Raw genomic sequence first — 25667 nt, 5'->3', positions numbered from 1 at the left:
CAACGCAGGACGGACCGCCCGCACCGATTCACCAAGGCGGCCCGTTCTCACCGGCCTCCCCCGACAGCCCACCCCACCGAAGACTCCCCGCCCCCGCGAGTGTCCTCGTCCGTTCTGTCAGTCCTCGTCGACCGGGGCCCTCGGGTCCGCCTCGCAGTGGTCGATCAGCTGGATGAGGTCGTCGACCCGGGAGGCGCCGTCGCCGAGCTGAACTCGGGCCCGCGCCTTGCCGTTCGCGGGCACGGTGACCTCGGCGGAGTGGTAGGAGACCAGCTCGTCCTTGGCGTTCTGGAATTCGACGTAGGCGGTGAAGCGGGCCTCGCTGTCGTTGGGGTTGGTGACCTCGACTGTCGCGTACGGCGCCTTTTCCGTCGCGCAGCTCACCAGCTTCGCCTCGCCGCTGCTCAGGTCATCGCTGCTGCCCGTGCCGGAGGGCGAGGGCGAGGAGCGGTGCGTGGGCCGGCGGTTGTAGGAGCCGCCGGAGGTGGTGCCGGAGCTCGTGCCCGAACTGTCGGCGTAGTCGTCGCCGTACGGGTCGTCCTCGGGGGTCGCGGAGGTGTACGAGCCGCCGCCGGAGGTACTGTTGCCGCCCGACGAGGACGACGAACCGTCGTGGTCCTGGTGGGAGCTGCTGCATCCGCCCCCGCCTCCGCCCCCGCTGTGGCTGCTGTGGCCGTGGCCTCGGGAGAAGCCCGTCAGGGCCAGCACCGTGGCCGCCAGTACCGCCGTGAGCCTGAGTCCGCGTCCCTGCCGTCCCCGTATCCGCATGCGGGCACCCTATCGACGGCGGCTGGGCCGTGTGGCGGGGGCTGCGCACGAAGGGTAGCTTTTCGTGTGAAGACGGTGACCGGAACCGGTCGCAGTCGGTCCCGTGGGCGAGGCCCGCCGGCCGCCGCGTCGGCGCCCCGCCCCACCGTCCTGCCCGAGCCGACGGCCGCCGTCCGAGTCCCTTCCGTGCACCCCGTGCGACGGCCGTCACCAAAAGCCAGGCCAGGCCCGGCCCGGCCCGGTCCGGCCCGCCCCGCCTAGGCCGTGCGGGCCGTTCCCGTTCCCTTCTCGGCGTCCAGGGCGTAGACGCAGCGGTCCTTGCTGCACGCGTACACGACGCCGTCGCGCACCACCGGGGAGCCGGTGATCTCGCCACCGGTGGCCAGCTTCCAGCGCAGGCGGCCGTCGTCGGCCTTCAGCGTGTACAGCAGGTGGTCCGTCGAGCCGAAGTGGATGCGGCCCTCGGCGACCGCCGGGGAGCCGACGATCTCGCCGCCGGACTGGAAGCGCCACTTGGGCGTTCCGGTGACGGCGTCCAGGGTGTAGAGGCCCTTGCCGCTGCCGACGTGCACGTGTCCGGCCGCCACCAGGACCGGGTCGACGGCGGAGCGCGCCTCGGTGGCGATGCGCCAGCGGTCGCGGCCGTCGGTGGCGTCCAGGGCGTAGACGGTGCCGAGGTAGTCGGCCAGGTACACCCCGCCGCCGGTCACCGCCGGGCCGGGGGCGAAGGCCGGGGGGCAGAGGAAGACCGCGGGGGCCTCGAAGTGCCAGCGGACGCGTCCGGTGGCGACGTCGAGGGCGACGACGCGGGTGCCGGCCGAGACGTAGACGTAGCCGTCGGGGGCGGGGGTGATGCGGACGGGCACGCCGCCGCAGGAGGCCGCGTCGCCGATGGGGTAGGACCAGCGTTCCTCGCCGGTCCGGGCCTGAAGGGCGCGCAGCCGGGCGTCCTGCCAGACGTAGACGGTGCCGTCGTGGACGGTGGGGCCGGCCTCGGGGGACTCGAAGTCGCTCTGGCAGCCGGTGATCTCCCACAGCTTCTGGCCGCCGGCGGCCTCCCAGCCCTGGACGCCGCCGCCGCGGGTGCCGGTGACGACGGTGCCCCGGTCGGCGCGCAGCGAGTACACCCAGGCGTCGGTCTGCAGGCGCCACAGGTCGGTGCCCTGCCTGGCGTCCAGCGCGTACAGGGTGGGGCCGTCGGAGGCGTGGACACGGCCGTCGGAGACCGCCATCGACCAGGCGACGTCACGGGTCTTGAAGCGGCGGCGGCCGGTGGCCACGTCCAGGGCGTGCACCTCGAAGGAGGTGACGTAGACGAGGTCGCCGGCGACGGACGGGGTGCCCCAGACGTCGTTGGACATGCGGAAGCGCCAGGGGCGCCAGCCGGGCGCGGTCTCCGGGGGCGCGCCCGGTACGGCGGAGACGGCGGACACGGCCGGGTCGGCAGCGCCCGTGCCGGGGCGGGGCTTGGACCAGGAGGCGGCCAGGCCCGCTTCCGGCGGGGGCGCCTTCACGGCGGCGGCGCGGGCGTCGGCGACGCGCGGGCCGGGTCCGATCGACACCCGGGCGCCGGCCAGCCGTACGGGGCCGGGGTCGGGGGCGCCCACCGGGACGGGGATGTGCGGTGCGTGCGAGGGCTGGGCCGGTGCGGGGACGACCGGGTCGTGCGAGGGCGGGGGCGGTACGGGGGGCCGGCCGCCGGCGCGGGGGCCGGGCGAGGTGGGCTGGGCGGCCGGCCGGCCGCCGCGGCGGGACTCGATGAGGCCGACCGCCGGCTCGGGCAGCCAGGCCGAGGCCGTGCCGCTGTCGTCGGAGCCGGAGCCGAAGAGGTGGGGCGCGAGCTGGGCCTGGAGGTCGGCGGGCGTGGGCCGGCCCGTGGCCTCCATCTGCATGCAGGACTCGATCAGCGGGCGCAGTTCGTCCGGGAGGCCTTCGAGGTCCGGGCCCTCGCGCAGCAGCATGAAGACCGTCTCGACCGGGTTGGCGCCGTGGAACGGGGCGTGTCCGGTGGCCGCGAAGACGAGGGTGGAGCCGAGCGAGAAGACGTCGCTGGCGCCGGTGACGCTGCGGGAGTCCTTGGCCTGCTCGGGGGACATGTAGGCGGGGGTGCCGACGGCGACGTTGGTCATGGTCAGGCGGGTGTTCGAGACGCCGGAGGCGATACCGAAGTCGATCACCCGGGGGCCGTCCTCGACGACGAGGACGTTGGACGGCTTCAGGTCGCGGTGGACGAGGCCGGCGCCGTGGATGGACTGCAACGCCTCGGCGATCCCGGCCGCGAGCCAGCGCACCGCCTGGGCCGGCAGCGGCCCGCACTCGGTCACTATCTCCTCGAGGGAGGGCGCGGGGACGTAGGCGGTGGCCAGCCACGGGACGGCGGCGCGCGGGTCGGCGTCGACGACCGCGGCCGTGTAGAAGCCGGAGACCGCGCGGGCGGCCTCGACCTCACGGGTGAAGCGGACCCGGAAGAGCTGGTCCTCGGCCAGCTCGGTCCGGACGGTCTTGATCGCCACCCGTCGGCCGGACGCCGAGCGCGCGAGATAGACCAGCCCCATGCCGCCGGCTCCCAGCCGTCCCAGCACCTCGAACGGCCCGATCCGTCGCGGATCGTGCTGCGTCAGCTGATCCACTTGCCTGCCACCTCCCCGTACGAGCCGCGCCACCATCTGTGTACGCGGCCCCCGTGCAGCGTCTCACCCACCGCACCGCCGCGGCGGCACGCACCCTGATTCTTCCTGGCCCGGGCACCGGTTGCGAACCCGCCGACGAATCGGGATGTCTCGCCGCGAACAGCCGTCAATGCGGCGCTTCCCGGCCCGGTCGCCTCCTTCACCGTTCCAGTACGGCGAAGGCCGCACCCTGATTGTCGACGACGACGGCGACGGTGCCGTAGGACGTCTCGAAGGGTGGCACCTGCACCCGCCCGCCGAGCCCGGCCACCGCGTCGAGGGTGGCCCGGACCTCGGTGACCCGGAAGTGGACGAGGAAGTGGGGCGGCATCTGGGCCGGGAAGGCGTCGGAGACGGGGGCGCGGCCGAAGTCGGGGCGGGCCTCGGGGCCGAAGAGGGCGTCGTGGAAGAGGCCGCCGTAGAAGGTGTTGGCGGCCTCGATGTCACGGGTGTAGAGCTGGGCCCAGCCGAAGGTGCCCGGTTCGTGCCGTCGGCCGAAGCCCGCGCGGCCGGCCGGCTGCCACAGGCCGAAGACGGCTCCCTCGGGGTCGGCGGCCAGGACGGCGGTGCCCAGTCCGCCGACGGTCGCGGTCGGGGCGACGATCTGACCGCCCCCGGCCCGGATCCGCCGGACCAGCGCCTCGGGGTCGGGGGCGGCGAAGTACACCGTCCATACGGTGGGCATGCGGCCGTCGGTCTTCGGTGTGAGCGCGGCGACGGGTTCGTCGTCGAGCCGGGCCAGTACGGAGCTGCCGTACGCCTCCTCCTGCTCGAAGGACCACCCGAAGAGCGCACCGTAGAAGCGCTTGCCCGCCTCGACGTCGGGAAGCTGTGCGTCCACCCAGCAGGGGACGCCTTCTGTGTACACGGATGCCCTGTTTTCGGCCATGTCGTCAAAGTAACCGGCTCGCCCGCAACCCGCAGACCAGGCACAGCTGCCTCTTCCCGGCCCCGCACCCCATTTGCAGTCGGCCGAATCGCGCTCCCATCACCCCTCGGTAAGCTGACGACATGACAGGACAAGTGCGCACCGTCGACGGCCGCGTGGCCGGTCGACGCGGGCAGGCGACCCGGCAGAAGTTGCTGGACTGCCTCAGTGAGATGCTCAGCTCTTCCCCCTACCGGGACGTCAAAGTCATCGACGTCGCACGGAAGGCGGGGACTTCACCCGCGACCTTTTACCAGTACTTCCCGGACGTCGAGGGCGCCGTCCTGGAGATCGCCGAGCAAATGGCCGCCGAGAGCGCCGGGTTGACCGGTCTGGTCGAGGGCCGGTCGTGGGCCGGCAAGGCCGGCTGGCAGACGGCCCAGGAACTCGTCGACGGTTTTCTGGAGTTCTGGCGCCGCAACGACGCGATCCTGCGCGTCGTCGACCTCGGGGCCGCCGAGGGCGACAAGCGCTTCTACAAGCTCCGTATGAAGATCCTCAACTCGGTGAACAACTCCCTCGCGGATTCGGTTGCCGAACTCCAGTCCAAGGGCAAGGTCGACAAGGACGTGAACCCGGCCGCCATCGCCGGTTCGCTGGTCGCGATGCTCGCGGCGGTCGCCTCGCACCAGAAGGGCTTCACCTCCTGGGGCGTGAAGCAGGCCGAACTGCGGCCGAACCTCGCCCTGCTGGTCCATCTGGGCATGACCGGCAAGAAGCCCAGCAGATAGCCGGCACCTGTTCCGGTCCGGTTATCCGGGCCACAAGTCCTGTCATCCAGGCGGCGGTTCACCCGAGTGGACCGCCGCCTGTTGCGTTGTGCGGCGGCCTGTGCGGTGCTCGCCGCCGGGGTCCGTGACCCGATACTCGGGACATGGACACGGATCTCCACGAGTTGCTGAAGTCGCTGCGGGTGTGGGACCCGGAGGTCACCACGCTGCCCGGTTTCGACCCGGCCACCGCACCGGACGCCCCCCTTCCCCTGTTCGCCGCCTGGCTCGCGCGGGCCGCGGCGGCCGGCGAGCGGGAGCCGCACACGATGTCCCTGGCGACGACCGACGAGGCCGGTCACCCGGACGTCCGCATCGTGATGCTGCACGGCGCCGACGCGGCGGGCTGGTCCTTCGCGACCCACTCGGACAGCCGCAAGGGACGGCAGCTCGCCGCCCGCCCGCACGCGGCCCTCGCCTTCTACTGGCCCGTGCTGGGCCGCCAGGTCCGGGTCCGGGGCCCGGTCGTGACCGCCCCGCCGGAGCAGGCCCGGGCCGATCTGCGCGTCCGTTCCACCGGGGCCCTGGCCGCCGCGCTCACCGGTCACCAGAGCGAGGTCCTGGGCTCCCTCGGCGAGCTGGCCGAGGCGTCGGAGTCGGCCTGGGAGCGGGCCGGGCGGGACCCGAGCGCCGAGGTGCCGTCCTGGACCCTCTACCGGCTGCGGCCGGACGAGGTCGAGTTCTTCCAGGGCGACGCCCGCCGCCGCCACGTGCGCCTGCGCTACCGGCGCGCGCCCGACGGCTGGGCCCGTGAGTTGCTGTGGCCCTGAGGCGGGGCGTGACCCGCCTCAGCCGAACGCGTGGAGGGAGAAGTCGGACACCGGGCGGTACCCGATGCGCCGGTACAGCCTGTTGCTGGTCGGGTTGGCGAGGTCGGTGAAGAGCAGCACCTCCGCCGCCCCCGATTCCAGCGCGGTCCGGCTGACCTCCGCCGTGACGGCTCCCGCGTAGCCGCGTCCGCGCAGGTGCGCCGGTGTGTAGACCCCGTTCACCCGTACCTGCCCGGCGACGCGCGGGGAGGCCCCGGCCATGGCGACGGGCGTGCCGTCCGGTGTCTCCCACAGCAGCAGGTCACCGCGCCGGACACGGTCGTCGGCCCACTCCCGCGGGTTCCGGGCGGCCGCCTCGCCGACGGCGGCGCAGAACTCCGCGTACCACTGGGCCAGCAGCTCGCGCTCCGCCTCGCCCGCCGTCCGTGCGCGTCCCGGCGGGGCCGGCCGGGGCACGGCCAACTCGCCCAGCCGGTGGAGCCGCAACCGCTTGCCGAGGGTGGCCGCGGCTCCGCTGTGCCGCTGCCATGCGGCGGCGAAGGCGGCCGCGGTGTCGGTGTCGGCGTTGACGCCGGACAGCTCGCACCCGGCCGCGGCGAGCCGCCGCGCCAGCGCGTCGGCCTCCGCCGCGGTCAGGGCGGTGAGCGCGAGCGGATGCGGCGGCGTACGGAAGAAGGAGGCCCGCACCGGGTGCCCGGTGTCCGTCCGCAGCACGCCGAACTCGGGTGCGCTCTCCCCGTAGAGATGCGTCCCGCGGGAGCGCAGGCCCTCCGTCACGGTCAGGTGCACGGTGTGCCGTGCGGGCCGGGAGCGGAGGAACTCGCCCGCGAGCGCGAGGAATTCGTCGAGGTCCTGGGTGAAGTACCAGTCGTCGGAAGTCATGCCCCATGATTCCTTCGGGCGCGCGCCGGCGCCTCCGAATTAGGGTCTTCCCGCTGGGAAGGGGCGGGCCGGCCCGATCCGGACGGGAGGTCCTACGCGTCCGTGCTCAGCCGGGCGTGCAGGTGGCAGTCGCGGAAGGCGTCGTGGCGGCCCGCCTCCCACATCGCGTCGCGCAGGGTCCCCTCGTATCCGAACCCGCCCCGCTCGGCGACGCGGCAGGACGCCTCGTGCCCGGTGGCGTGCCCCAACTCCATGCGGTGCAGGCCGATTTCCTCGAAGGCCCAGCGGGCGGCGAGGGCCAGCGCGCGGGAGGCGACGTGGTGTCCGCGGGCCTCGGGCAGCACCCAGTAGCCGATCCGTCCGGTCCGCATGGGGCGGCTGGTGACGTGGACGCCGACGTGGCCCAGTGTCGCGCCGGTCGCCTCGTCGGTGACGCAGAAGGGCATGCCCGTCCCCTCGGCGGCCTGCTTCACGTGGGCGGCGAGGGACTCGCGCGCGTCGGCGAAGTCGCGCTCCAGGGCCATGGGGGTGTTCCAGCGCCGGAACTCCGGGTCGTTCCGCCCGCGCCACCAGTTCCGCGCGTCCTCCTCGGACGTCGCGTCCCACGGGCGGAGCAGGAGGCCCTGGCCGTGCGGCGCCGGGGCGGGTTCGAGGAGGGACTGCTCACGTATCTCGGCCATCGGGTCATTGTGGCCGAGGGGCCGGTGCGGGCACGGCCCCGGTCTCCCGGTTCCGGAGGCCGGGGCCGTGCCCGTGCCTGGGGCCGTGCCCGGGCCCGGGCCCGCTCGGAGCCGTGCGGGCGAGAGAACCGCGCGGGCGACCGGACACGGCGACGGCCGGGTCACGTGTGATCAATCCGCAACCAATTCCGGTCTTGACCGAGACCCATCAACCGGGTGGGTGAATACGCTCCCACTCATGGCCGACTCCACCCCCGCCACGCCCGGGCACGCCGACCGCCCCGTCTACGTCGTCGGCGGCGGTCCGGGCGGCCTGGCCGCGGCGTACGCGCTGCGCGCGCGAGGCGTGCGCGCCGTCGTGCTGGAGAGGTCCGACCAGGTGGGAGCGTCCTGGCGGGGCCACTACGACCGGCTGCGCCTGCACACCACCCGCCGCCTGTCCGCGCTGCCGGGCCTGCCCATACCCCGGCGGTTCGGCAGATGGGTGGCGCGCGACGACGTGGTGCGCTACCTGGAGAAGTACGCCGAGCACCACGCGCTGGAGATCGTGACCGGCGTCGAGGTCACCCGGGTCGAGCCCGCCCCGGACGGCACCGGCTGGCTGCTGCGCGCCACCGGCGGCCGCGAGCTGACCGGCGGCGCGGTGGTCGTCGCCACCGGCCACAACCACACGCCCCGCCTGCCCGACTGGCCCGGCCGCGGGCAGTACACCGGAGAGCTCCTGCACGCCTCCGCGTACCGCAACCCCGGGCCGTACGCCGGCCGGGACGTCCTGGTCGTCGGCGTGGGCAACACCGGCGCCGAGATCGCGGTGGACCTGGTGGAGGGCGGCGCCGGGCGCGTACGGCTGTCGGTGCGCACCGCCCCGCACATCGTGCGCCGCTCGACCGCCGGGTGGCCCGCCCAGTACACCGGCGTGCTCTGCCGGCGGCTGCCGGTCCGACTCGTCGACCGGCTGGCCCGGCCGCTGGCGAGGCTGAGCGTGCCGGACCTGTCGGAGCACGGTCTGCCCCGCCCGGACACCGGCCTGTACTCGCGGGTCCGGGAGGGGGCGATCCCGGTGCAGGACGTCGGCCTCGTCGACGCCGTGCGCACGGGCCGGGTCGAGGTCGTGGCCGCCGTCGACGGCTTCGAGGACGGCGAGGTCCTCCTCGCCGACGGCGCCCGCATCCGGCCGGACGCCGTCATCGCGGCCACCGGTTACTCGCGCGGCCTGACGGATCTGGTCGGCCACCTCGGCGTGCTGGACGGCCGCGGCAGGCCGGTCGTCCACGGCCCCCGCACCCCGGGCAACGCGCCCGGCCTGTACTTCACCGGGTTCACCAACCCCGTCAGCGGCATGCTCCGCGAGCTGGCGATCGACGCGGAGAGGATCGCCCGGGCCGTCGCCAAGCGCCACGCGACCGCCCGGGCGGTCCTCCCCTCCGCCCGCGCCTGACGTCGCGTCAGCCGGCGAGGGCGGTCCGCGGAGCGGGCCTGCGCCGGATGACCAGGGCCATCAGCGCCGCCGCCGCGCAGAGCGCGCCCGAGGCGTACCAGACCATGTCGTAGGAGCCGAAGGCGTCCCGGGCGACGCCGCCGAGATAGGCGACGAGGGCGGCGCCGACCTGGTGGGAGGCGAGCACCCAGCCGAAGACGATCGCGCTGTCGTCGCCGTACTGCTCCCGGCACAGGGCGAGGGTGGGCGGGACGGTGGCGACCCAGTCGAGGCCGTAGAAGACGATGAAGAAGATCATCGGCGGGTGGACGCCCGGCGCGAGCAGCATCGGCAGGAACAGCAGTGCGACCCCGCGCAGGGCGTAGTAGACCGCGAGCAGCCGGCGCGGTTCGAAGCGGTCGGTGAACCAGCCGGAGGCGATCGTGCCGACCACGTCGAAGACGCCGATGACCGCGAGCAGCGAGGCCGCCGTGGTGATCGGCATGCCGTGGTCGTGGGCGGCGGGGACGAAGTGGGTCTGGATCAGGCCGTTGGTCGAGGCGCCGCAGATCGCGAAGGTACCGGCCAGCAGCCAGAACGGTCCGGTGCGCACCGCCGAGGCCAGGACGTTCACGGTACGGCGCGCGGCTCCCGGCACGGGCGCCGGCTTCGGCACGAACTCCGTCGCCCCGTACGGCCGCACGCCCACGTCCGCCGGGTGGTCGCGCAGCAGCAGCCAGACGAGGGGGACGACGGCGAGGGCGGCGAGGGCCACCGTCACGGCCGCCGGACGCCAGCCGTGCGACTGGACCGTCCAGGACAGGATCGGCAGGAAGATCAGCTGGCCGGAGGCGGAGGCGGCGGTGAGGACGCCGCTGACCAGGCCGCGCCGCTCGGTGAACCACCGGTTGGTGACCGTTGCCGCGAAGGCCAGCGCCATCGAGCCGGAGCCGAGGCCGACCAGTAGGCCCCAGCACAGCCAGAGCTGCCAGGCGGCGGTCATCCAGACGGTCAGGCCCGAGCCGACGGCGACCACGGTCAGCGCGACGGCGACCACCTTGCGAATGCCGAAACGGTCCATCAGCGCGGCGGCGAACGGCGCGGTGATCCCGTACAGCGCGAGGTTGAGCGAGACGGCGATGCCGATCGTGCCGCGGGACCAGCCGAACTCCTGGTGCAGCGGGTCGATGAGCAGGCCGGGCAGGGAGCGGAAGGCCGCCGCGCCGATGATCGTGACGAAGGTGACGGCGGCGACGAACCAGGCGCGGTGCACCCGGGCCCGGTGCCGGGACTGGTCTTCCCCGGTGGCGACTGCGGGTTCGGTTGTCTGGGTCACGACATAGAGCATCCGGCCGGGCGCCTCCGCGATCGAGTGGCCCAGAGGACAGTGTTCGCTAGGATCGGGCCATGGACACGGCCAGGGATTCGGTCAGGGGTTCGGGCAGGGGCACAGCCGAGGATTCGGGCGGGGGCACTCGGGCGAAGCCGGAGGGCGACACGTACTCGGGTGCGGGGTCCAACGCGGGCGCGGGCTCGGGCGCGGGCTCGGCTTCCGGCACGGGCGCGGTCACGGGCTTCCGTGCGCACAAGGTCGTCGTCCTCGCGCTCGACGGGCTGCTCCCGTTCGAGCTGGGCATCCCGCACCGGATCTTCGGACGCCCCCGGGACGCCGAGGGACGGCACCTGTACGAGGTCGTCACCTGCTCGGTCCGGCCGCCGGGCCCGGTCGAGACGGACGCCGACTTCTCCATCGACGTGGCGCACGGGCCCGAGGCGCTGGCCACCGCCGACACCGTGATCGTCCCGGCGTCGTACGAGCTCGGCCCGGTGTTCGACGAGGGCAGGCTGACCGACGAGCTGGCCGCCGCTCTCGCCCTCGTCCGGCCCGGCACCCGGCTCGCCTCCATCTGCACGGGCGTGTACGTGCTGGCCGCCGCCGGCTACCTGGACGGCAGGCCCGCGACCACGCACTGGGCCGACGCGAGCCGCTTCCAGCGGATGTTCCCGCTGGTCGAGGTGGACGCGGACGTGCTCTTCATCGACGACGGCGACGTGTTGACCTCGGCCGGCGTGGCGGCCGGGATCGACCTGTGCCTGCACATGGTCCGCCGCGACCACGGCACCGCCGTCGCCAACGACGTGGCCCGCCGCACCGTCGTGCCGCCGCACCGCGACGGCGGGCAGGCGCAGTACATCCACCGGCCGGTGCCCGATCCGCAGCTGGCCACGACGACCGGCGCGCGCGCATGGGCGCTGGGGCGGCTGCACGAGCCGATCCAGCTCCGTGACATGGCCGAGCAGGAGGCGATGTCCGTGCGGACCTTCACCCGGCGCTTCCGCGAGGAGGTCGGGGTCAGCCCGGGGCAGTGGCTCACCCAGCAGCGCGTGGAGCGGGCCCGGCACCTGCTGGAGTCCACCGACCTGTCCGTGGACCAGGTGGCCCGGGACTCCGGGTTCGGCACGGCGCAGTCGATGCGCCAGCACCTCCAGGCGGCGCTCGGGGTGACACCGACCGCCTACCGGCGCACGTTCCGCATCGGGAGCACCGCTTAGCCATCCGCCCGGTCCGTCCGGCCCGGCGGCGCAGTGTCCGGCCCGGCGGCGGGCCGGATCACACCAGTCCGCTCCGCGCCGGGCAGGTCCACGCCGGGCCGGTCCGCGTACGGCCCGTTCCGCGTATGGCCCTTCTCACAATTCAGGGCTAAACGGGCTTTTGGTGACGGGGGTCACCGAAACGGACGGGCGTTTTGCCTATGTTCGTTTTTCAGATTTCCCGTCAAACGCCACGAATAGGTGCCTTCTCGACCATGCTGAATCGCTTGCGCTCGGTGCCGCGTCCGAAGACCGGCGCCCTTCTCGTCTCCGCCGCGGTGCTGCTGTCCGCCGGCGCCCTGGGCGCCGCCGCACCGGCGCACGCCCAGGACACGTCCCGGGTGACGGCGGCGGTGCTCCCGCTGGACGGCGGCAGGCAGGATCCCGTGCTGTACGGCGACGACGTGCCGTACGACACCGCCAGCATCATCAAGGTCGACATCCTCGCGACGGCGCTGTTGCAGGCGCAGGACGCCGGGCGGTCCCTCACCGCCAAGGAGCGCGCCCTCGCCGAACCGATGATCCGGCACAGCGACAACGCGGCGGCGAACGCGCTCTGGCGGCAGATCGGCCGCGCACCGGGCCTCGAAGCGGCGAACAAGCGTCTGGGACTGACCGAGACGAAGGGCGGACCCGGCGTCAAGTGGGGGCTGACCCGGACCACGGCGAGCGACCAGATACGGCTGCTGCGCGCGGTGTTCGACACCCCGAAGACCAGCCCGGCCGCGCTGAGCGGGCAGTCCCGGACCTACATCCGGAGTCTGATGAACAGCGTCGCCGATGATCAGGCCTGGGGCGTCTCGGCGGCCGGTTCGGCGTCCGGCACGGCGCTGAAGAACGGGTGGCTGCAGCGCAACACGACCGGACTCTGGGACGTGAACAGCGTCGGCCGGATCACGGTCGACGGCCACCGCTACCTGGTGGCCGTGCTGTCCGACGGCAACGCGACGATGGGCGACGGCGTCTCCCTGGTCCAGCGGACCGCGCGCACGGCCGTCTCCTCGGTGGCCGGGCAGTAGCCGGACCGGGGTCGCGGGAAGTTGTCCACAGCTTGTGGACGACGAGTGGGCGGCGAGGTGAGTCCGGGTGGCGGCGCGCCCATGCCCGCCCCGAGCACGGCACCGCGCACCGCCATCCGGCTCCGGCGCACCGACCCCACCCCCTCGGTCCTGGGGACCGGCCGACGCCGACCTCACGCGACTCGCACTCGCCGAGCCGTCCGGGACCCGGACCCTCGTCGTCCCCTCACGGCGAATCGCTGCCCACAAGCGTGATCAAACGGGCACGGTACGTCAACAGCCGGTCGAGGGTTTGCCCGGTATGCGGGGATCGCAGCGGGCGCGCACGGAAGCACCCCCCGGCGCACAGTCATCACCCGGGCCGGACCGAGCCACAGCGGACCGGAAACGGTCAGCAGCGATCCCGACGGGGCAGTCCCCGACCGGGGCGAGCCGAACGGACCGGATCCGAGCGGGCCGGCCGTGGCGAGGCTCCCCCACGGGCGGGCCGCACCCGGATCACGGGCCGGTCCACGGTCCGGCCGGCGCTCCGAATCGGCACCCGGCCGCGCGCCCGACGCGCATGCGCGCCCTGCGGCGTGGCCGCACCCGGCCGCGCCTTCCTGCCCGGCCGCAGGCTCGTGTCCTGCCGCACGCCGGGCCGGTCCCGCGCCGGGCCGGTCCATGCCTCCGGCGCGCCGCGCATCCCGGCCCACCGCGCCCCGGCCCGCCGCGCGCCGTGTCCGTCTCCCGGCGGCCGCCTAGACCGCCTCGTACGTCAGCCCCTCGTACCTCGGCCCCTCAAGACCCGAGGTCCCGGTCTCCGTCACCGCCGCCCCGCCCTTGGGCGCCTGGTTGTCACAGGTCGCCGGCGCGGCTTCGGCGACGGCCGGTGCGCAGCGGTCCAGTTCGCACCAGATGCGCTTGCCGGCGCCCTCGGCGCACCAGCCCCAGCGGTCGGCGAGACCGTCGACGAGGGCCAGGCCGCGGCCGCCCGTCGCGTCGTCGCCCGCACAGCGCGGCACGGGCGCCCTGGTGCTGGCGTCCGCCACCTCCAGGCGCACGGTGGCCGCTTCGGCCGTCACGCCGGGCAGGGACAGCCGCAGCACGGCCGGGCAGCCGGTGTGCACCACGGCGTTGGTGACGAGTTCGGAGACGAGCAGGACCAGGGTCTCGGCGAGCGGCCCGTCGGCCGCTATCCCCGAACCGGCGAGCCGGGAACGGGCCCATCTGCGGGCGCGTCCCACCTCCGCGGGGTCGGGCCGGACCTCCAGCTGCACTTGAAGCACCTGCACCGCTCACACCATCCGAACCGGCGGACACATGGCCCCGCGCCGCGCGAGGGCCACGATCGTAGCCATTTTCTGCATGGCCAGAACAACGGCCAGAGCAAGGGTCACGGACTGTGACTCCCTTGCGAGACAGCATGGTTGACGTACCGTCACCGCAACAAGCGCTTCGGGCATATTCCCGCGCGAAGGAGTACTCGTGCGGCATACTGTGCGACGCTCGTCGCGGGAAGTCGAACAGGTGGGCAGCACAGGCCGCCCGACCTCGCAAGCAGCGGCGCGCACCGCCCGGTCCGGGGCCGCCCCTGGGGCAACACCGGTACGGCTGGTCCTCGGAGCCACTCGCATCCCCCACAAGATACCGAAGTGGAACGACGACTCCAGGACGTGACGAGTCCCGCCGTGCGGACAACCGGACGCCTACGCTCCGTAATCCATGATCGCCACGATCGGTGACAGTCGGGGCCGTCCCCCGTCGGCGACGGGCGGCCCGGCGCCCGACGCGGGCCCCCCGCCGGGCGGACCGGGCGCGGGCCGTCGACCGCCCCGTGCGCCCCGACCGTCGCGGCCGGGGGGCCGTGGGGGGACCCGCTCCGCCCGCGCGGGCGCCGAGGACTCGCAGGTGAAGCCCGTGGGGACGGGCGCCTCGGGGCGGTCGCCGACGCGGTGCGCGGCGGCCTCGCGGCCGGGCGGCCGAGGGCGCGGCGAGGCCCACGGGGGCCGGCGCGGGCTGCTGCCGGGCGGCCCGCGGCGCGGTGCGTCCCGGACCGGATGGAACACCCCCGCGCGGATGCGGCGCACCGGCCGGAAGCCCCACGGCGGGCCCGGCCGAACTCCTCATCCCTCCGGGCGTGTTGCGCGACCGCCATCGGCACGGCTCGGCCGTGGGCGCCGACACGCCGCGCCGGGGCGGGGCGGCGCTCCGGGGGCGGCCGGGCCGCGGGCTACTCGGAGACCGTGAAGTAGCGGGCGAGTGCGGGCACGATCTCCTGCTCGCCCACCCGGTCGTCGCCGTCGGTGTCCAGTGCGGCGGCGGTGGCCCGTGCGACGTCCCCGGGCACCCCGAGGACCGTGAGCACCCGGGCGGTGTCCGCGACGGTGGCGGATCCGTCCCCGTCGGTGTCCGCCACGGCCAGAGCGGCGTGCAGGAAGGGGCGGGCGATCTCGGCGAACCGTTCGGGGTTGTCGCGGAGCCGCTTGACCGCTCCGGTCACGAACTCCTCGCGGGTGATGCGCTGGTCGCCGTCGCGGTCCGCGATACCGGCCATGCCCTGCCAGAACGCCTCGGCGCCGGCGTACAGGGCCTGGCCCTTGTCGGACCGGGCGGCGGTGCCGAACTCGGTGAGCAGCGCCTTGGCCGCCACGTTGAAGTCCTCGCGGTCGATGTAGCCGTTGCCGTCCTGGTCGAAGGTGGCGAACCGGGCCGCGATCCTGCGCTCGTACTCGCTGCTGACCATGTCTTTCGGGCCGCCTTTACTTGTGGGGTTGCGTCTGGCTGGGAGCGTACGACGCCAAGTTCCCTCAGGTGACGGGAAAACGACGGTTGTGCCAAGACCGGGGGAATTCGGGCACAAGGGTGCGGGTGCGACCGCGGTGCGCCCCACCCGCCCGCGGTGCGCCCCACCCGCCCGCGGTGCGCCCCCCGAGGCGGACGGGACGGCGGTGAGCGGTGCGCGGGGTGCTACGCGGACAGGGGTTCCTCGTCGATCGCGGAGGCGAGGTCCGGGTGGACGTCGAAGAGGCGGCGTACGCCGAGCGCGCCGAGGACGCGGTTGACGTGGGAGCCCTCGACGGCGCCGCCGGCCGGGAGGATCAGGCGCAGCCGGCCCTGGCAGGAGCGGATCAGGCGGCGGGCGGCGATGAGCACGCCGACACCGCTGGAGTCGCAGAAGAAGACCTCGGAGAGGTCGAGTACGAGGTCGTGCCGGCCCTCGGCCACCACGTCGTGGATCCGCTGGCGGAGCACCGGCGAGGTCACCAGATCCAGTTCGCCCGCGACCTGGAGCACGCTCCACTCGCCCTGTTCGTCGCCGGTCACCTTGAACACCACGATCTGCCCTCCGCTCGCCGGACCTTCCCCGGAACCGCCCGGAAACGGAAGCAGTTCCTACGCTTCTTTCCGCGCGGCTGCCCAGCGGCCGTTCCCCCAAACGCCTCGCATCAAACCGGCCTTGTTCACCAAGAGGCTCGTTCCAGTCACCTTCAATCGCGTTCGATCGAAATTGGTCCAGAGGCAAAGGGGTAGGCGAGACAGACGGGGCAACCCGCCCAGCCAAGGGCAGAACCACCCCGCGCGCCCCCTACCACCCACGGGCGCTCGGGGGGCGCACATTGCCATAAAGGGGCGTGCACTGACGCACGTGCCGACTACATTCGAGAGGACCAGGCAGTCACGCTGGACCGGCGACGCCCCGGAGACGGACCGGGACACGAGCCCGGTCCGGCCGGGCGTGGAGGGGGCCGCATGGCGGAAAAGGACGCACCGCCGCGCTGGGACCGCGGGATGCAGCAGCGACTCGCACGCGGCGAGGCGGCCGCCCTCGGCGAGCTGTACGACCGGTTCGCCTCGCTGGTGCACGGCCTCGCCCTCCGGGTGCTCGGCGACGAACGGGCCGCCGACGGCATCACCCGGGAGGTCTTCGCCCACGTCTGGCAGCACCCCGACGCCTACGACCCGCGACAGGGGCCGCTGCGCACCTGGGTGGCCGCGCTGACCCACCGGCTCGCCGTGCAGCGGCTGCGCAGCACCGGGACCGACGCCCTCACCGACGGCGCCGGGGGCTCGTCTGAGGAACTGGAGCGCAAGGTGCGCCGCGCCTCCGCCGCCGCCCGCGCGGACTACATCGTCCACTCCATGCCCGCACCGCTGCGCGCCGCCCTGGAACTGGCGTACTTCCAGCGCCGCGACTACCGGCAGGCCGCGGCCGACCTCGGCGTCACCGCGGACGAGGCCCGCCGCCGGCTCCGCCTCGGCCTCCAGCTGCTGTCCACCGCCCACGACGCCGGCGGGCTCGGGACGCCGCCCGGACACGGGGGTGCGGCATGAGCGGGCCAAGGGCGTCCGAGTGGCGGCCGCCGACGTTGCGCAGGCCGGCGGTACCGGAGGAGCCCGCGGAACCGAGGAGCCGGACCGGACCCGTGCCGGAGCACGACGTCCTGAAGTCGCTCCTCGGGGCATGGGCGCTGGCCGCCTGTTCGCCCGGGGAGGCGGTGGCCGTCGAGGAGCACCTCGGCGGCTGCGGCGACTGCGCGGAGGAGGCACGGCGACTGCGGGAGGCGGTCGGCCTGCTGCACCCGCCCGAGAGCCTCGACCTCGATCCGGGCCTGCGCACCCGCGTCCTGGACAGCTGCCTGGAGCGGCGGCCGGCCCGCATCCCGGTGCCCGAGTGGGCTGCGCCCTACGACGCCGAGACCGCGCGGCTGGACGCGCTGCTCCAGGACATCCGGGCCTCCGAGTGGCACGCGCCGGTACGGCTGCGGTGGTTCGAGGGCGAGAAGGCGACGAGCCGTCGTACCACCGTCGCCGGGGTCATCGCACACCTGATGAGCGTCGACGGGCTGGTCGCGGTCGCCCTCGGGCTGGACGACCCGCTCGGGAGCACCCCGGCCGGCGAACCCACGCCCGCGGCGCGCACCGAGGCGTACTGGCGGGCCTCGCGCGTCCCGTCGACCGACTCCGTGCGGGCGCCGTGGCGGGACCAGACGCACGCGCTCGTCCGGACGGTGGCCCGCACCGGCGCGACGGACGCGGGCGGAACGGGCGTGGAGGGAGCCGAGCCGAGCGGGAGGGGCGCGTACCGGGCCGCCGGGCCCGCCGCCTCCGGGCGGCCGACGGTGGCGTACGGCGTCTGCGAGCTGCCGCTGCGGGACGCGCTGCTCGACCGGGCCTTCGAGTGCTGGGTGCACGCCGAGGACATCGCGGACGCGGTGGACTACCCCTACGAGCCGCCGGCCCCGCGCCATCTGCACGGGATGATCGACCTCGCCGCCCGGATGCTGCCGGGGGTGCTCGCCGCGCGGCGGCGGGCCGGGCTCGCCCCGCCCCTGCGCGCCCGGCATCTCGTGGCCGCGGGCGCCCCCGGCCGCAGTCTGCGCCTGGAGATCGAGGGGCTGGGCGGCGGCGAGTGGCTGATACCGCTCGACTCGCCCGGTGCGGTGGGCTCCGCGGACCACGAGGTGGCCCACGTGGCACTGGACGGGGTGGAGTTCTGCCGCCTCGCGGCCGGGCACGTGGCACCGTGCGAGGCGGCGGCCGGCCAGCTCGGCGACCGGGAGGCGATCAAGGACGTGCTGTACGCGGCGGCGTCGCTGAGCCGGATGTGACGGCGCGGGGCGCCCCGCGCCGGCGCGACGCTACGCGAACACCACCGTGCGCCTGCCGTTCAGCAGTATCCGGCGCTCGGCGTGCCACTTCACCGCGCGCGCCAGCGCCTGGCACTCCACGTCCCGGCCGATGGCGACGAGCTGGTCGGGGGTGACGTCGTGGCCGACCCGCTCGACCTCCTGCTCGATGATCGGGCCCTCGTCGAGGTCGGCGGTCACATAGTGGGCCGTCGCGCCGATCAGCTTCACGCCCCGGGCGTGCGCCTGGTGGTACGGCTTGGCGCCCTTGAAGCTCGGCAGGAAGGAGTGGTGGATGTTGATGATCCGGCCGCTGAGCTGCTTGCACAGGTCGTCGGAGAGGACCTGCATGTAGCGGGCGAGGACGACGAGCTCGACGTTCTCCTCGCGGACGAGGGCGAGGAGCCGTGCCTCGGCCTCGGCCTTGGTGTCCCGGGTCACCGGGATGTGGTGGAAGGGAATGTCGTACGACCCCACCAGCTCGGCGAAGTCGGTGTGGTTGGACACCACGGCCGCGATCTCCACGGGCAGTGCGCCGATCCGGGCGCGGAAGAGCAGGTCGTTCAGGCAGTGCCCGAACTTGCTGACCATCAGCACGATCCGCATCTTCTCGTCGGCCCGGTGGATCTGCCAGTCCATCGCGAAGGAGTCGCCGATCGCCGCGAAGCTGGCGCGCAGCTTCTCCACGGTCACGGGGGCCTCCGCGGAGAAGTGGACCCGCATGAAGAACAGTCCCGTGTCCTGGTCGCCGAACTGCTGACTGTCCACGATGTTGCAGCCGGTCATGAACAGGTAGCTCGACACGGCGTGCACGATGCCCTGCTTGTCCGGGCAGGAAAGGGTCAGAACGTACTGGCCGGCCTGGGCCTCGCCGGCTCGGGAGGACTGCTCACTCATGCGTGACAGGGTCCCATACCGGGCCGCCTTCCGCGGGCGGCCTTCCGCAGGACGGGACGGACGGGCACGGCCGGCGGCGGTGGGAGCGGGGCTGTCGAGGGGCTGATTCCGCCCCAGGCCGGGCGGTGCGCGTCCGCGCCCCCGTTCACGCGGTGCGCGTCATGATGCGCAGCACTTCGAGACTGCGCGGCGGCGCGTCGGGGTCGTCGCCGTCGCTCGCCGCCAGGCGCAGGTGCGCGTCCCGCGCCGCCCGCACCGCCTCCGGCCAGCCGTGGTGGTCGAGGTACGCGGCCACCGGCGCGTCGGGCCCGACCTGGTGCATGATGCGCAGCACGCGCAGCACCGCCGTGTCGACGAGTGCCGCCTCCTGGGAGTCCCGGAAGATCGTGCCGACGTACTTCTCGGCGGACCAGCTGTCCAGCCAGGTGTCCTCGACCAGCCGGTAGACGGCGTCCGTGACGTCTCCGTACCCCTCGGCGCCCGCCAGCCAGACGTCCCGCTGGAATCCCGGGTCGGAGAGCATGTGCAGCGCGGAGCGCACATTGCTGCGCCAGCGCCACCACGGCATGTCGTTGAGTGGCATGCCGCCCATGGTGGAGGAGCGACGGCCGCGACGGGAAGAGTTCTCCGAACCTTGCACGGTCATCGATCGTACGTTCTCCTTCCGGGTGGCCGCCCGGGCCCCCGTAATTCACTGTGCCGTCACCCATTGTTGAGCATGGTGCACTTCCGGGTTAGGGATGTGCCGGAATCGTGCGTGTGCATGACCGGCAGGCGACCCGCTCGCAGCACCTTCCCCACCGCCCCGCCCCGGCCCGCCGGAAGGAGGAGGAGCCTCCTGGCCGCGGGCGCCCTGGCGGTGTCCGCGTCACTCGCCGCCGGATGCGGTGCCGTCCCCGGTGTCACGGGGGGCTCCGGGGACGACACCGTCACCGTGATGACCTGGGCGCCGGACGTCACCCGGGCGACCAACAAGCCCGGCATGCCGGCCATGGCCCGGGCCTACGCCCGCTGGATCAACGCGAGCGGCGGTATCGCCGGCCACAAGCTCAAGGTCCTGACCTGCAACGAGGGCAACGACAGCGTGGAGGCGGCGAAGTGCGCCCGGCTCGCCGTGAAGGAGGGCGTGGTCGCCGTCGTCGGCTCCTACAGCCAGTACAGCGACTCCTTCTTCCCGCCGCTGGAGGGGGCGGGCATCCCTTACATCGGCGGCTACGGCGTGACCACCGCCGAGTTCACGCGGGCGCTGTCCTACCCGGTCAACGGCGGCCAGCCCACCCTGCTGGTCGGGCTCGGCAAGGAGCTCGCCGCCGAGTGCGGGCCCGTCACGTTCGTCCGGCCCGACAGCATCGCCGGCGACGAACTGCCCGGCCTGCTCGACGCCGGTCTCAAGGCCGGCGGGCACCCGGCCGCCCACGACCAACTGGCCGCGGAGGACGCCACCGAGTACTCCGGCCAGGCGGACCGGGCGCTGCGGCAGTCGACCGCCGAACCCGGCAAGCGGGGCTGTGTGGTCCCCGCCCTGGGCGAGCGCACCGGCATCTTCATGGACTCCTTCCGCCGTGGCCGGGAGAAGTACCCGGCGGTGCGCACCGCCGCCGTGCTCGGCAGCGTGGACCAGACGGTGATCGACGCGAGCGGTGGACCGGCGGGCCCGTACGAGGGGGCGTACATCACCGGCTGGTACCCGGTGGCGGACGATCCGCGCTGGGACGCGATGAAGAAGGTGATCAGCGAGGAGGCCTTCGGCGACAACCGCGTCGACCCCGCGGACGCCGGGGTGCAGACGACGTGGATCGCCTACACGGTGCTGCGGGCCGTCCTGGAGAGGATCGGCTCCGGCGAGGTGAGCGCCGACACGGTGCGGCGCACCCTCAACGGCGGTCTGAGGGTCGACACCGGCGGGCTGACCCCGCCGCTGCGCTGGAGCGGGTCGGGCCCGTTCACCGGGGCCGGCTTCGCCCGCATGGTCAACGCCGACGTGACCCTCCAGGTGGTGCGCCGGGGCCGGCTGGTCTCGGCCACGAAGGACTTCGTCGACGTGACCAGGACACTCCAGGACGCGGACATCGACTGAGCCCGGCCGGACCTCGGGCTCCCCGGGTCCGGGCCCGGGCGGCGGGGGCCCGGGTGGCGGGCGGGGGCCCGGGTGGCGGGCGGGCGGGGCCCCGGCAGGATGCCGGGGGCCGGGCCGGCGGGGGTCAGAGCTGGGTCGGCTGGCGCTGGGTGAGGCCGTACTTCGTGGCGATCGCGTTCCACAGCTGTGCGGCCCTGGTCTTCTGGGAGCTGGCGACGCCGCTCTGCCGGTTGCCGGCCTGGGCCTCGCCGGTGGTGCGGGCGTGGCCCTTCTTGCACCCCTTCTTGTCGCCGACCTGGTCCGCCCAGGCCGCGTAGTGCTGGTCGGCCGAGGCCGACGCCTTCCACGCGTTGGTGAGCGCACCGGTCAGCGCGGCGTGGTCGGGGAGCTTGTCGACGGAGAGCGCGCTGAGCCGGGTCACCAGTTCGTTGCGCTGCTTGGCGGCGTTGCGCAGGTCGGAGGCGGCCTGGCCGAGGTTGGCGCACTTCTTGACGTCGGCCACCGCCTTGATCACGGAGGCCCGGCTGTTGCCGCTGTCGGCCAGCACCTTGTCCAGCTCGACCGCCTGCTGCCGGGCCGGGTCGACGGTCGGCGTCGGGGACGTGTCGGGGGTGGGGGCGGAGGCGGAGACGCTCGTGCCGGCGCCGGTGTTCTGGGTGCTGTCGCCGTCGTCGCCGCCGCCGCTGAGCAGGGCGCCGGCGCCCACGCCGAGGACGGCGATGCCGACGCCGACGGCCGCGATCAGCGGCAGGCGCGAACCGGTGCGCTTGCCGCCGCGGCCACCGCCGCCGGCCGGATCGGCGGCGCCGGGCTGCCCGGCGAAGGACGCGCCGCCCGGGGCGGGGAAGCCCGGCTGACCGTGCGGACCACCCGGACCGGGCCGGCCGTCGTACGGCGGTTCCACCCGGGGCAGTTGCGCGGTGGCCGGGGCCTCTCCGCCGCGGAACAGGTTGTCGAACTCGGCGGGCGTCTGCCGCCCGCCGGCGCCGCCCGGGCCCGCGCCGCCCGGCCCGGCGCCGTACGGCGTGGCCGGGGCGCCACCGGCCTGGGTCGGCACGGGGGCGATGTACTGCGTGGCGTCGGCGTCCGGACCGCCGCCGGGCGCGCCACCCTGGGGTACGCGGCCCAGGAACCGGGTCGACTGGTCACCGGCGGCCTCGGGCGGCATGGCGCCCGGCCCCACCGGGGGTATGAACTGCGTCGCGCCCTCGTCCACCGGCGGCGGGTACGGCGCGGCCCCCGGGGCCCCCGGGACCGGCGGCAGGTACTGGGTCGCGCCCTCGTCGGCGGCCGGAGCGGCGTGCGCGGGAGCGGCGTGCGCGCCGTGACCGGCGGCGGGGTACGGGGTGGCCGGGGCGCCGTACGGGGCCGCGCCCGCCGGGGGCTGGGCCGCCTGCGCGCCGTTCGCCTGGTGGTGCTGCGGCTGCTGGTACGGCTGTTGCGGAACGCCGCCGTGGGTGCCGTGGGCCGGCGCCGGGGCGCCCTCCGGGGGCAGCGGCCCGGCGCCCGGGTGGGCGGCCTGGTCGTGCGCGCCCCACTGGGCCTGCGGTGACTGCGGGTACGGCTGCTCCGGGGCGCCCCAGGACTGGGCGGGCGGGTTCTGCTGCCAGCCCTGCGCGGGCGGGGGCGGCGTCTGCTGCTGCCCGGGTCCCCACGGCTGGCCCCAGGCCTGACCGCCCGCCGGGGGCCCGCCGGCCGGCTGCGCCGGCGGCAGACCACCCTGTCGGCCGTGGTCGGCCGGACCGCCCGTCATGCCCGGCAGCAGGGGCTGCCCACCGTCCGAGGGCAGCACGATGCCTTCGCGCGCGGGCTGCGCCGAGGGCTCCTCGCCCTGTCCACTCTGCGTCACCGGGACTCCTACGAATGGGGGACTTGCGGAATCGTCGGCTCACGCTACCGGGTCCCCCGAGCCCGGTGCCACGCAGCACAGGACTCCGCCTCTTTCCCCGCGGCCGCAGTGACGAAACCCGTGTGCGGTGCGCTGTATATGGCTCACGTGGTCGATCTCACGCCGCGACCCGCACCTCCAGCCGCGCGCCGAACTCCCGCACCACCGCCTCGTCCCGGTACGGATCGAGCCGCTGCTGGAAGTCCTCCAGGTACTCCGCGCCGCGGTTGGACCGCAGCGTGCCCAGCAACTCCACGGCCTTCATCCCGGTGTTGCAGGCCTGCTCGACCTCCCGCTGCTGCACCTGCGCCGTGGCGAGCAGCACATAGCCGATGGCCCGGCGCCGGGCCCGTGAGGCCGGATGCCCGGCCAGCGACCGCTCCGCCTGCCGCGCCGCCGCCTCCGGCTGGCCCAGGTCCCGGTAGCAGTGCGCCAACTCGTCGGCGAGGTAGGCCTCGTCGAAGTGGGTGATCCAGGCCGGGTCGTCGCCGGAGCCGGGATCGGCCGCCTCCAGCGCGCTCACCGCCCGCCCGGCCGCGAGCTGGGCCGCCCGCGCGTCGCCCATCAGGGCGTGCCCGCGCGCCTCGGCCGCGTGGAACATCGCCTCGGCGCGCGGGGTCACGCGCCCGCGCGCCCCCTCCTGCGCCGCCCGGGCCAACTGCGCGATCTCCCGCGGGTTCCCGAGCTGCGCGGCGAGGTGGCTCATGGAGGCCGCCAGCACGTAGCCGCCGTAGCCGCGGTCGCCGGCCGCCTGGGCGAGCCGCAGCGCCTGGATGTAGTAGCGCTGGGCGAGCCCCGGCTGACCGGTGTCCACGGCCATGTACCCGGCCAGTTCGGTCAGCCTGGCGACGGCGGCGAAGAGATCACGGCCCACCGCCTCCCGGTACGAGCCGGACAGCAGTCCGGAGACCACGCTGTTGAGGTAGTGCACGACCACCGGGCGGACGTGTCCGCTGCCGTAACCGTGGTCCAGGTCGACCAGCGCCTGCGTCATGGCCCGTACGGCGGCCACGTCGGACTGCCCCACCCGCGGCCCGGCCGCCCGCGCGACCTGCCCGTCCGGCGCGGAGATCAGCCAGTCGCGGCTCGGCTCGACCAGCGCGGACGCGGCGACCGAGGAGCCGGACAGGAAGTCCCGCCGGCCCACGTCGCTGCGCCACAGCTCGCAGACCTGTTCGATGGCCCCCAGTACCGTCGGCGAGAACTGGAGGCCCACGCCCGAGGCGAGGTTCTTGCCGTTGGCCATGCCGATCTCGTCGATCGTGACCGTGCGGCCGAGCTTGCGGCCCAGTGCCTCGGCGATGACCGCGGGGGCCCGGCCGCGCGGCTGCTGTCCGCGCAGCCAGCGCGCCACGGAGGTCTTGTCGTACCGCAGATCGAGGCCGTGCTCGGCACCGCACATGTTGACCCGGCGGGCCAGCCCGGCGTTGGAGCAGCCCGCTTCCTGGATGAGCGCCTGCAGCCGTTCGTTCGGCTGCCGCGCGACGAGAGGCCTTGCGGCCATGGCGTAACCCCCTGCTTCCTGGCGGCTCGCGTGTGGCTGCGCTGCCCCGCCCACGCACCGAAGTTGACGTGTTCCGCGCGGCCGGGCCCCGTCGCGTCCCGGCGGCGGGTCCGGCCGTGAAGATCAATGCCCCACGGACATACCGAAAATGCGGGACATGCGAAGATTGCCGGAGTAAAGGTGCATGCCGCCCCCCACTCAACTACCCCGCGCCCGCCGTCGATCCTCCCGCGCGCCCCCGCACATGCACCCATGCGCCCCAGCCGGGGAACCGATGCCCCTCCCCCGCGCGCGGGGGCCCTGCCGCCGGACCGGCCGCGTCCGCCCGACGGGCCCGCCCCGCGGCGCACGGCGGGTGCGGTCGCAAGGGCGCCGGGACGGCCCGGTGACGAGCGGCCCGGGCCTTCCGGCACCGCGGCGGCGGGCGCTCCGGGGGCCGTGGGGCGCACGCCGGCCCGCGGCGGGAGCAGGGCGTAACCCGGAATGGGCGCGGGAGTTGAGCTGAGCGTGGAAGAGACGATCGCGGGCCCGGAAGCCGTACACATCGCCGGTCAGATCCCCAAGCAGCGCGGGGACTCGCTGCTGGAGACGGCCGTTCGCTACGCCGAGGAGCGCCACTGGGACGTGTTCCCGGGCACCTGGCTGGAGGCCGTCGACGGGGTGCAGCGCTGCTCCTGCGGCGACCCCGCGTGCGCCGCGCCCGGCGCGCACCCGGCGCGCGAGGACTGGGCGACGCAGGCGACCGGCAGCGCCACCGCCGCGCGCCGGATGTGGCAGGCGCGGCCGACCGCGTCGGTCCTGCTGCCCACCGGCCGCACGTTCGACGCGGTGTGCGTGCCGGAGACGGCCGGGTTCCTGGCGCTGGCCCGGATGGAGCGGATGGGACTGACCCCCGGGCCGGTGTCCCTGACACCGGAGCGGCGCATGCAGTTCTTCGTGCTGCCCGGCGCCTGCGCGAAGCTGCCCGACCTGCTGCGGCGGCTGGGGTGGTCACCGGGCTCGCTCGACATGGTCGCACTGGGCGAGGGCGCGTACGTGGCCGCGCCGCCCACCCGTTACGGGTCGCGCGGAGCGGTGCAGTGGGCGTGCCGGCCGACGCCCGCGAACCGGTGGCTGCCGGACGCCGAGGAGTTGGTCTCGGCGCTGGCCTACGCCTGCGGGAGGGACAGGTAGCCGGGTGAGCGGTGCGCCGCACCC

The 25667-nt window shown here is 74.5% G+C and carries 22 protein-coding genes; 9 read left to right on the top strand and 13 right to left on the bottom strand.

Annotated features, from left to right (window positions below; genetic code table 11):
• Positions 1-117: 117 nt before the first annotated feature.
• The 3 genes from ACF061_RS13915 to ACF061_RS13905 form a co-directional block, all read right to left on the bottom strand.
• The gene (locus ACF061_RS13915; RefSeq protein ID WP_392267088.1) at positions 118-768 is read right to left on the bottom strand and encodes a hypothetical protein; all 651 of its coding nucleotides are present in this window, start codon (positions 766-768) and stop codon (positions 118-120) included.
• Between the two features lie 257 nt (positions 769-1025).
• Positions 1026-3434, bottom strand: coding sequence for a PQQ-binding-like beta-propeller repeat protein (locus tag ACF061_RS13910; RefSeq protein WP_392267087.1), 2409 nt, complete (start codon positions 3432-3434; stop codon positions 1026-1028).
• Positions 3435-3597: 163 nt separating this feature from the next.
• A complete protein-coding gene (locus ACF061_RS13905) occupies positions 3598-4326 on the bottom strand; it encodes a VOC family protein (protein WP_392267086.1) in 729 nt (242 codons plus the stop codon).
• A gap of 134 nt (positions 4327-4460) precedes the next feature.
• Between ACF061_RS13905 and ACF061_RS13900 the strand changes: the two genes are divergently transcribed.
• A complete protein-coding gene (locus ACF061_RS13900; RefSeq protein WP_392267318.1) occupies positions 4461-5096 on the top strand; it encodes a TetR family transcriptional regulator in 636 nt (211 codons plus the stop codon).
• 143 nt (positions 5097-5239) lie between these two features.
• Entirely contained in the window at positions 5240-5905 is a 666-nt protein-coding gene (locus ACF061_RS13895; protein ID WP_392267085.1) for a pyridoxal 5'-phosphate synthase, read from the top strand.
• 18 nt (positions 5906-5923) lie between these two features.
• Here ACF061_RS13895 and ACF061_RS13890 read toward each other — a convergent pair whose 3' ends face one another.
• The gene (locus ACF061_RS13890) at positions 5924-6787 is read right to left on the bottom strand and encodes a GNAT family N-acetyltransferase (protein ID WP_392267084.1); all 864 of its coding nucleotides are present in this window, start codon (positions 6785-6787) and stop codon (positions 5924-5926) included.
• A 92-nt stretch (positions 6788-6879) separates the two neighbouring features.
• A complete protein-coding gene (locus ACF061_RS13885) occupies positions 6880-7467 on the bottom strand; it encodes a GNAT family N-acetyltransferase (protein ID WP_392267083.1) in 588 nt (195 codons plus the stop codon).
• A gap of 238 nt (positions 7468-7705) precedes the next feature.
• Here ACF061_RS13885 and ACF061_RS13880 point away from each other — a divergent pair, with 238 nt between their 5' ends.
• Positions 7706-8905: a flavin-containing monooxygenase gene (locus ACF061_RS13880; RefSeq protein ID WP_392267082.1), complete on the top strand. Its 1200-nt coding sequence runs from the start codon at positions 7706-7708 to the stop codon at positions 8903-8905.
• A gap of 7 nt (positions 8906-8912) precedes the next feature.
• Here ACF061_RS13880 and ACF061_RS13875 read toward each other — a convergent pair whose 3' ends face one another.
• Positions 8913-10220, bottom strand: a complete 1308-nt coding sequence (locus ACF061_RS13875; RefSeq protein ID WP_392267081.1) for an MFS transporter — start codon at positions 10218-10220, stop codon at positions 8913-8915.
• 71 nt (positions 10221-10291) lie between these two features.
• Here ACF061_RS13875 and ACF061_RS13870 point away from each other — a divergent pair, with 71 nt between their 5' ends.
• Both ACF061_RS13870 and ACF061_RS13865 read left to right on the top strand, forming a co-directional pair.
• Positions 10292-11437 (top strand): GlxA family transcriptional regulator, encoded by a 1146-nt coding sequence (locus tag ACF061_RS13870; protein WP_392267080.1) that lies wholly within the window; start codon positions 10292-10294, stop codon positions 11435-11437.
• Between the two features lie 254 nt (positions 11438-11691).
• Entirely contained in the window at positions 11692-12495 is an 804-nt protein-coding gene (locus ACF061_RS13865; protein ID WP_392267079.1) for a serine hydrolase, read from the top strand.
• Between the two features lie 740 nt (positions 12496-13235).
• On the opposite strand, the gene ACF061_RS13860 is transcribed toward ACF061_RS13865, so the two are convergent.
• The 3 genes from ACF061_RS13860 to ACF061_RS13850 all read right to left on the bottom strand — a co-directional run bounded on the left by ACF061_RS13860 (position 13236) and on the right by ACF061_RS13850 (position 15813).
• A complete protein-coding gene (locus ACF061_RS13860; RefSeq protein WP_392267317.1) occupies positions 13236-13754 on the bottom strand; it encodes an ATP-binding protein in 519 nt (172 codons plus the stop codon).
• 953 nt (positions 13755-14707) lie between these two features.
• Positions 14708-15220, bottom strand: coding sequence for an EF-hand domain-containing protein (locus tag ACF061_RS13855; protein ID WP_392267078.1), 513 nt, complete (start codon positions 15218-15220; stop codon positions 14708-14710).
• A 224-nt stretch (positions 15221-15444) separates the two neighbouring features.
• Positions 15445-15813, bottom strand: a complete 369-nt coding sequence (locus tag ACF061_RS13850) for an STAS domain-containing protein (RefSeq protein WP_392267077.1) — start codon at positions 15811-15813, stop codon at positions 15445-15447.
• 414 nt (positions 15814-16227) lie between these two features.
• Between ACF061_RS13850 and ACF061_RS13845 the strand changes: the two genes are divergently transcribed.
• Together ACF061_RS13845 and ACF061_RS13840 are read left to right on the top strand one after the other, a co-directional pair.
• On the top strand, positions 16228-16809 hold the full coding sequence (locus tag ACF061_RS13845; RefSeq protein ID WP_392267076.1) for a sigma-70 family RNA polymerase sigma factor: 582 nt from the start codon (positions 16228-16230) through the stop codon (positions 16807-16809).
• Positions 16806-18086 (top strand): zf-HC2 domain-containing protein, encoded by a 1281-nt coding sequence (locus tag ACF061_RS13840; RefSeq protein ID WP_392267075.1) that lies wholly within the window; start codon positions 16806-16808, stop codon positions 18084-18086. Before ACF061_RS13845 ends, ACF061_RS13840 begins: the two co-directional genes overlap by 4 nt.
• A gap of 30 nt (positions 18087-18116) precedes the next feature.
• Here ACF061_RS13840 and purU read toward each other — a convergent pair whose 3' ends face one another.
• Positions 18117-19001: a formyltetrahydrofolate deformylase gene (gene purU, locus ACF061_RS13835; RefSeq protein WP_392267074.1), complete on the bottom strand. Its 885-nt coding sequence runs from the start codon at positions 18999-19001 to the stop codon at positions 18117-18119.
• 145 nt (positions 19002-19146) lie between these two features.
• Positions 19147-19647: a hypothetical protein gene (locus ACF061_RS13830; protein WP_392267073.1), complete on the bottom strand. Its 501-nt coding sequence runs from the start codon at positions 19645-19647 to the stop codon at positions 19147-19149.
• 117 nt (positions 19648-19764) lie between these two features.
• On the opposite strand from ACF061_RS13830, the gene ACF061_RS13825 reads away from it, so the two are divergent.
• Positions 19765-21078 (top strand): ABC transporter substrate-binding protein, encoded by a 1314-nt coding sequence (locus tag ACF061_RS13825; protein ID WP_392267072.1) that lies wholly within the window; start codon positions 19765-19767, stop codon positions 21076-21078.
• Positions 21079-21202: 124 nt separating this feature from the next.
• Here ACF061_RS13825 and ACF061_RS13820 read toward each other — a convergent pair whose 3' ends face one another.
• On the bottom strand, positions 21203-22927 hold the full coding sequence (locus ACF061_RS13820; RefSeq protein WP_392267071.1) for a hypothetical protein: 1725 nt from the start codon (positions 22925-22927) through the stop codon (positions 21203-21205).
• Positions 22928-23084: 157 nt separating this feature from the next.
• Positions 23085-24470 (bottom strand): transcriptional regulator, encoded by a 1386-nt coding sequence (locus tag ACF061_RS13815; protein ID WP_392267070.1) that lies wholly within the window; start codon positions 24468-24470, stop codon positions 23085-23087.
• 507 nt (positions 24471-24977) lie between these two features.
• Between ACF061_RS13815 and ACF061_RS13810 the strand changes: the two genes are divergently transcribed.
• On the top strand, positions 24978-25643 hold the full coding sequence (locus tag ACF061_RS13810; protein ID WP_392267069.1) for a bifunctional DNA primase/polymerase: 666 nt from the start codon (positions 24978-24980) through the stop codon (positions 25641-25643).
• Positions 25644-25667 lie beyond the last annotated feature (24 nt).

It is taken from the genome of Streptomyces sp. NPDC015220, assembly GCF_043079345.1.
Lineage (GTDB): Bacteria > Actinomycetota > Actinomycetes > Streptomycetales > Streptomycetaceae > Streptomyces.
Note: the sequence above shows the minus strand (reverse complement) of the source record. Positions and strands in the feature narration are given on the sequence as shown.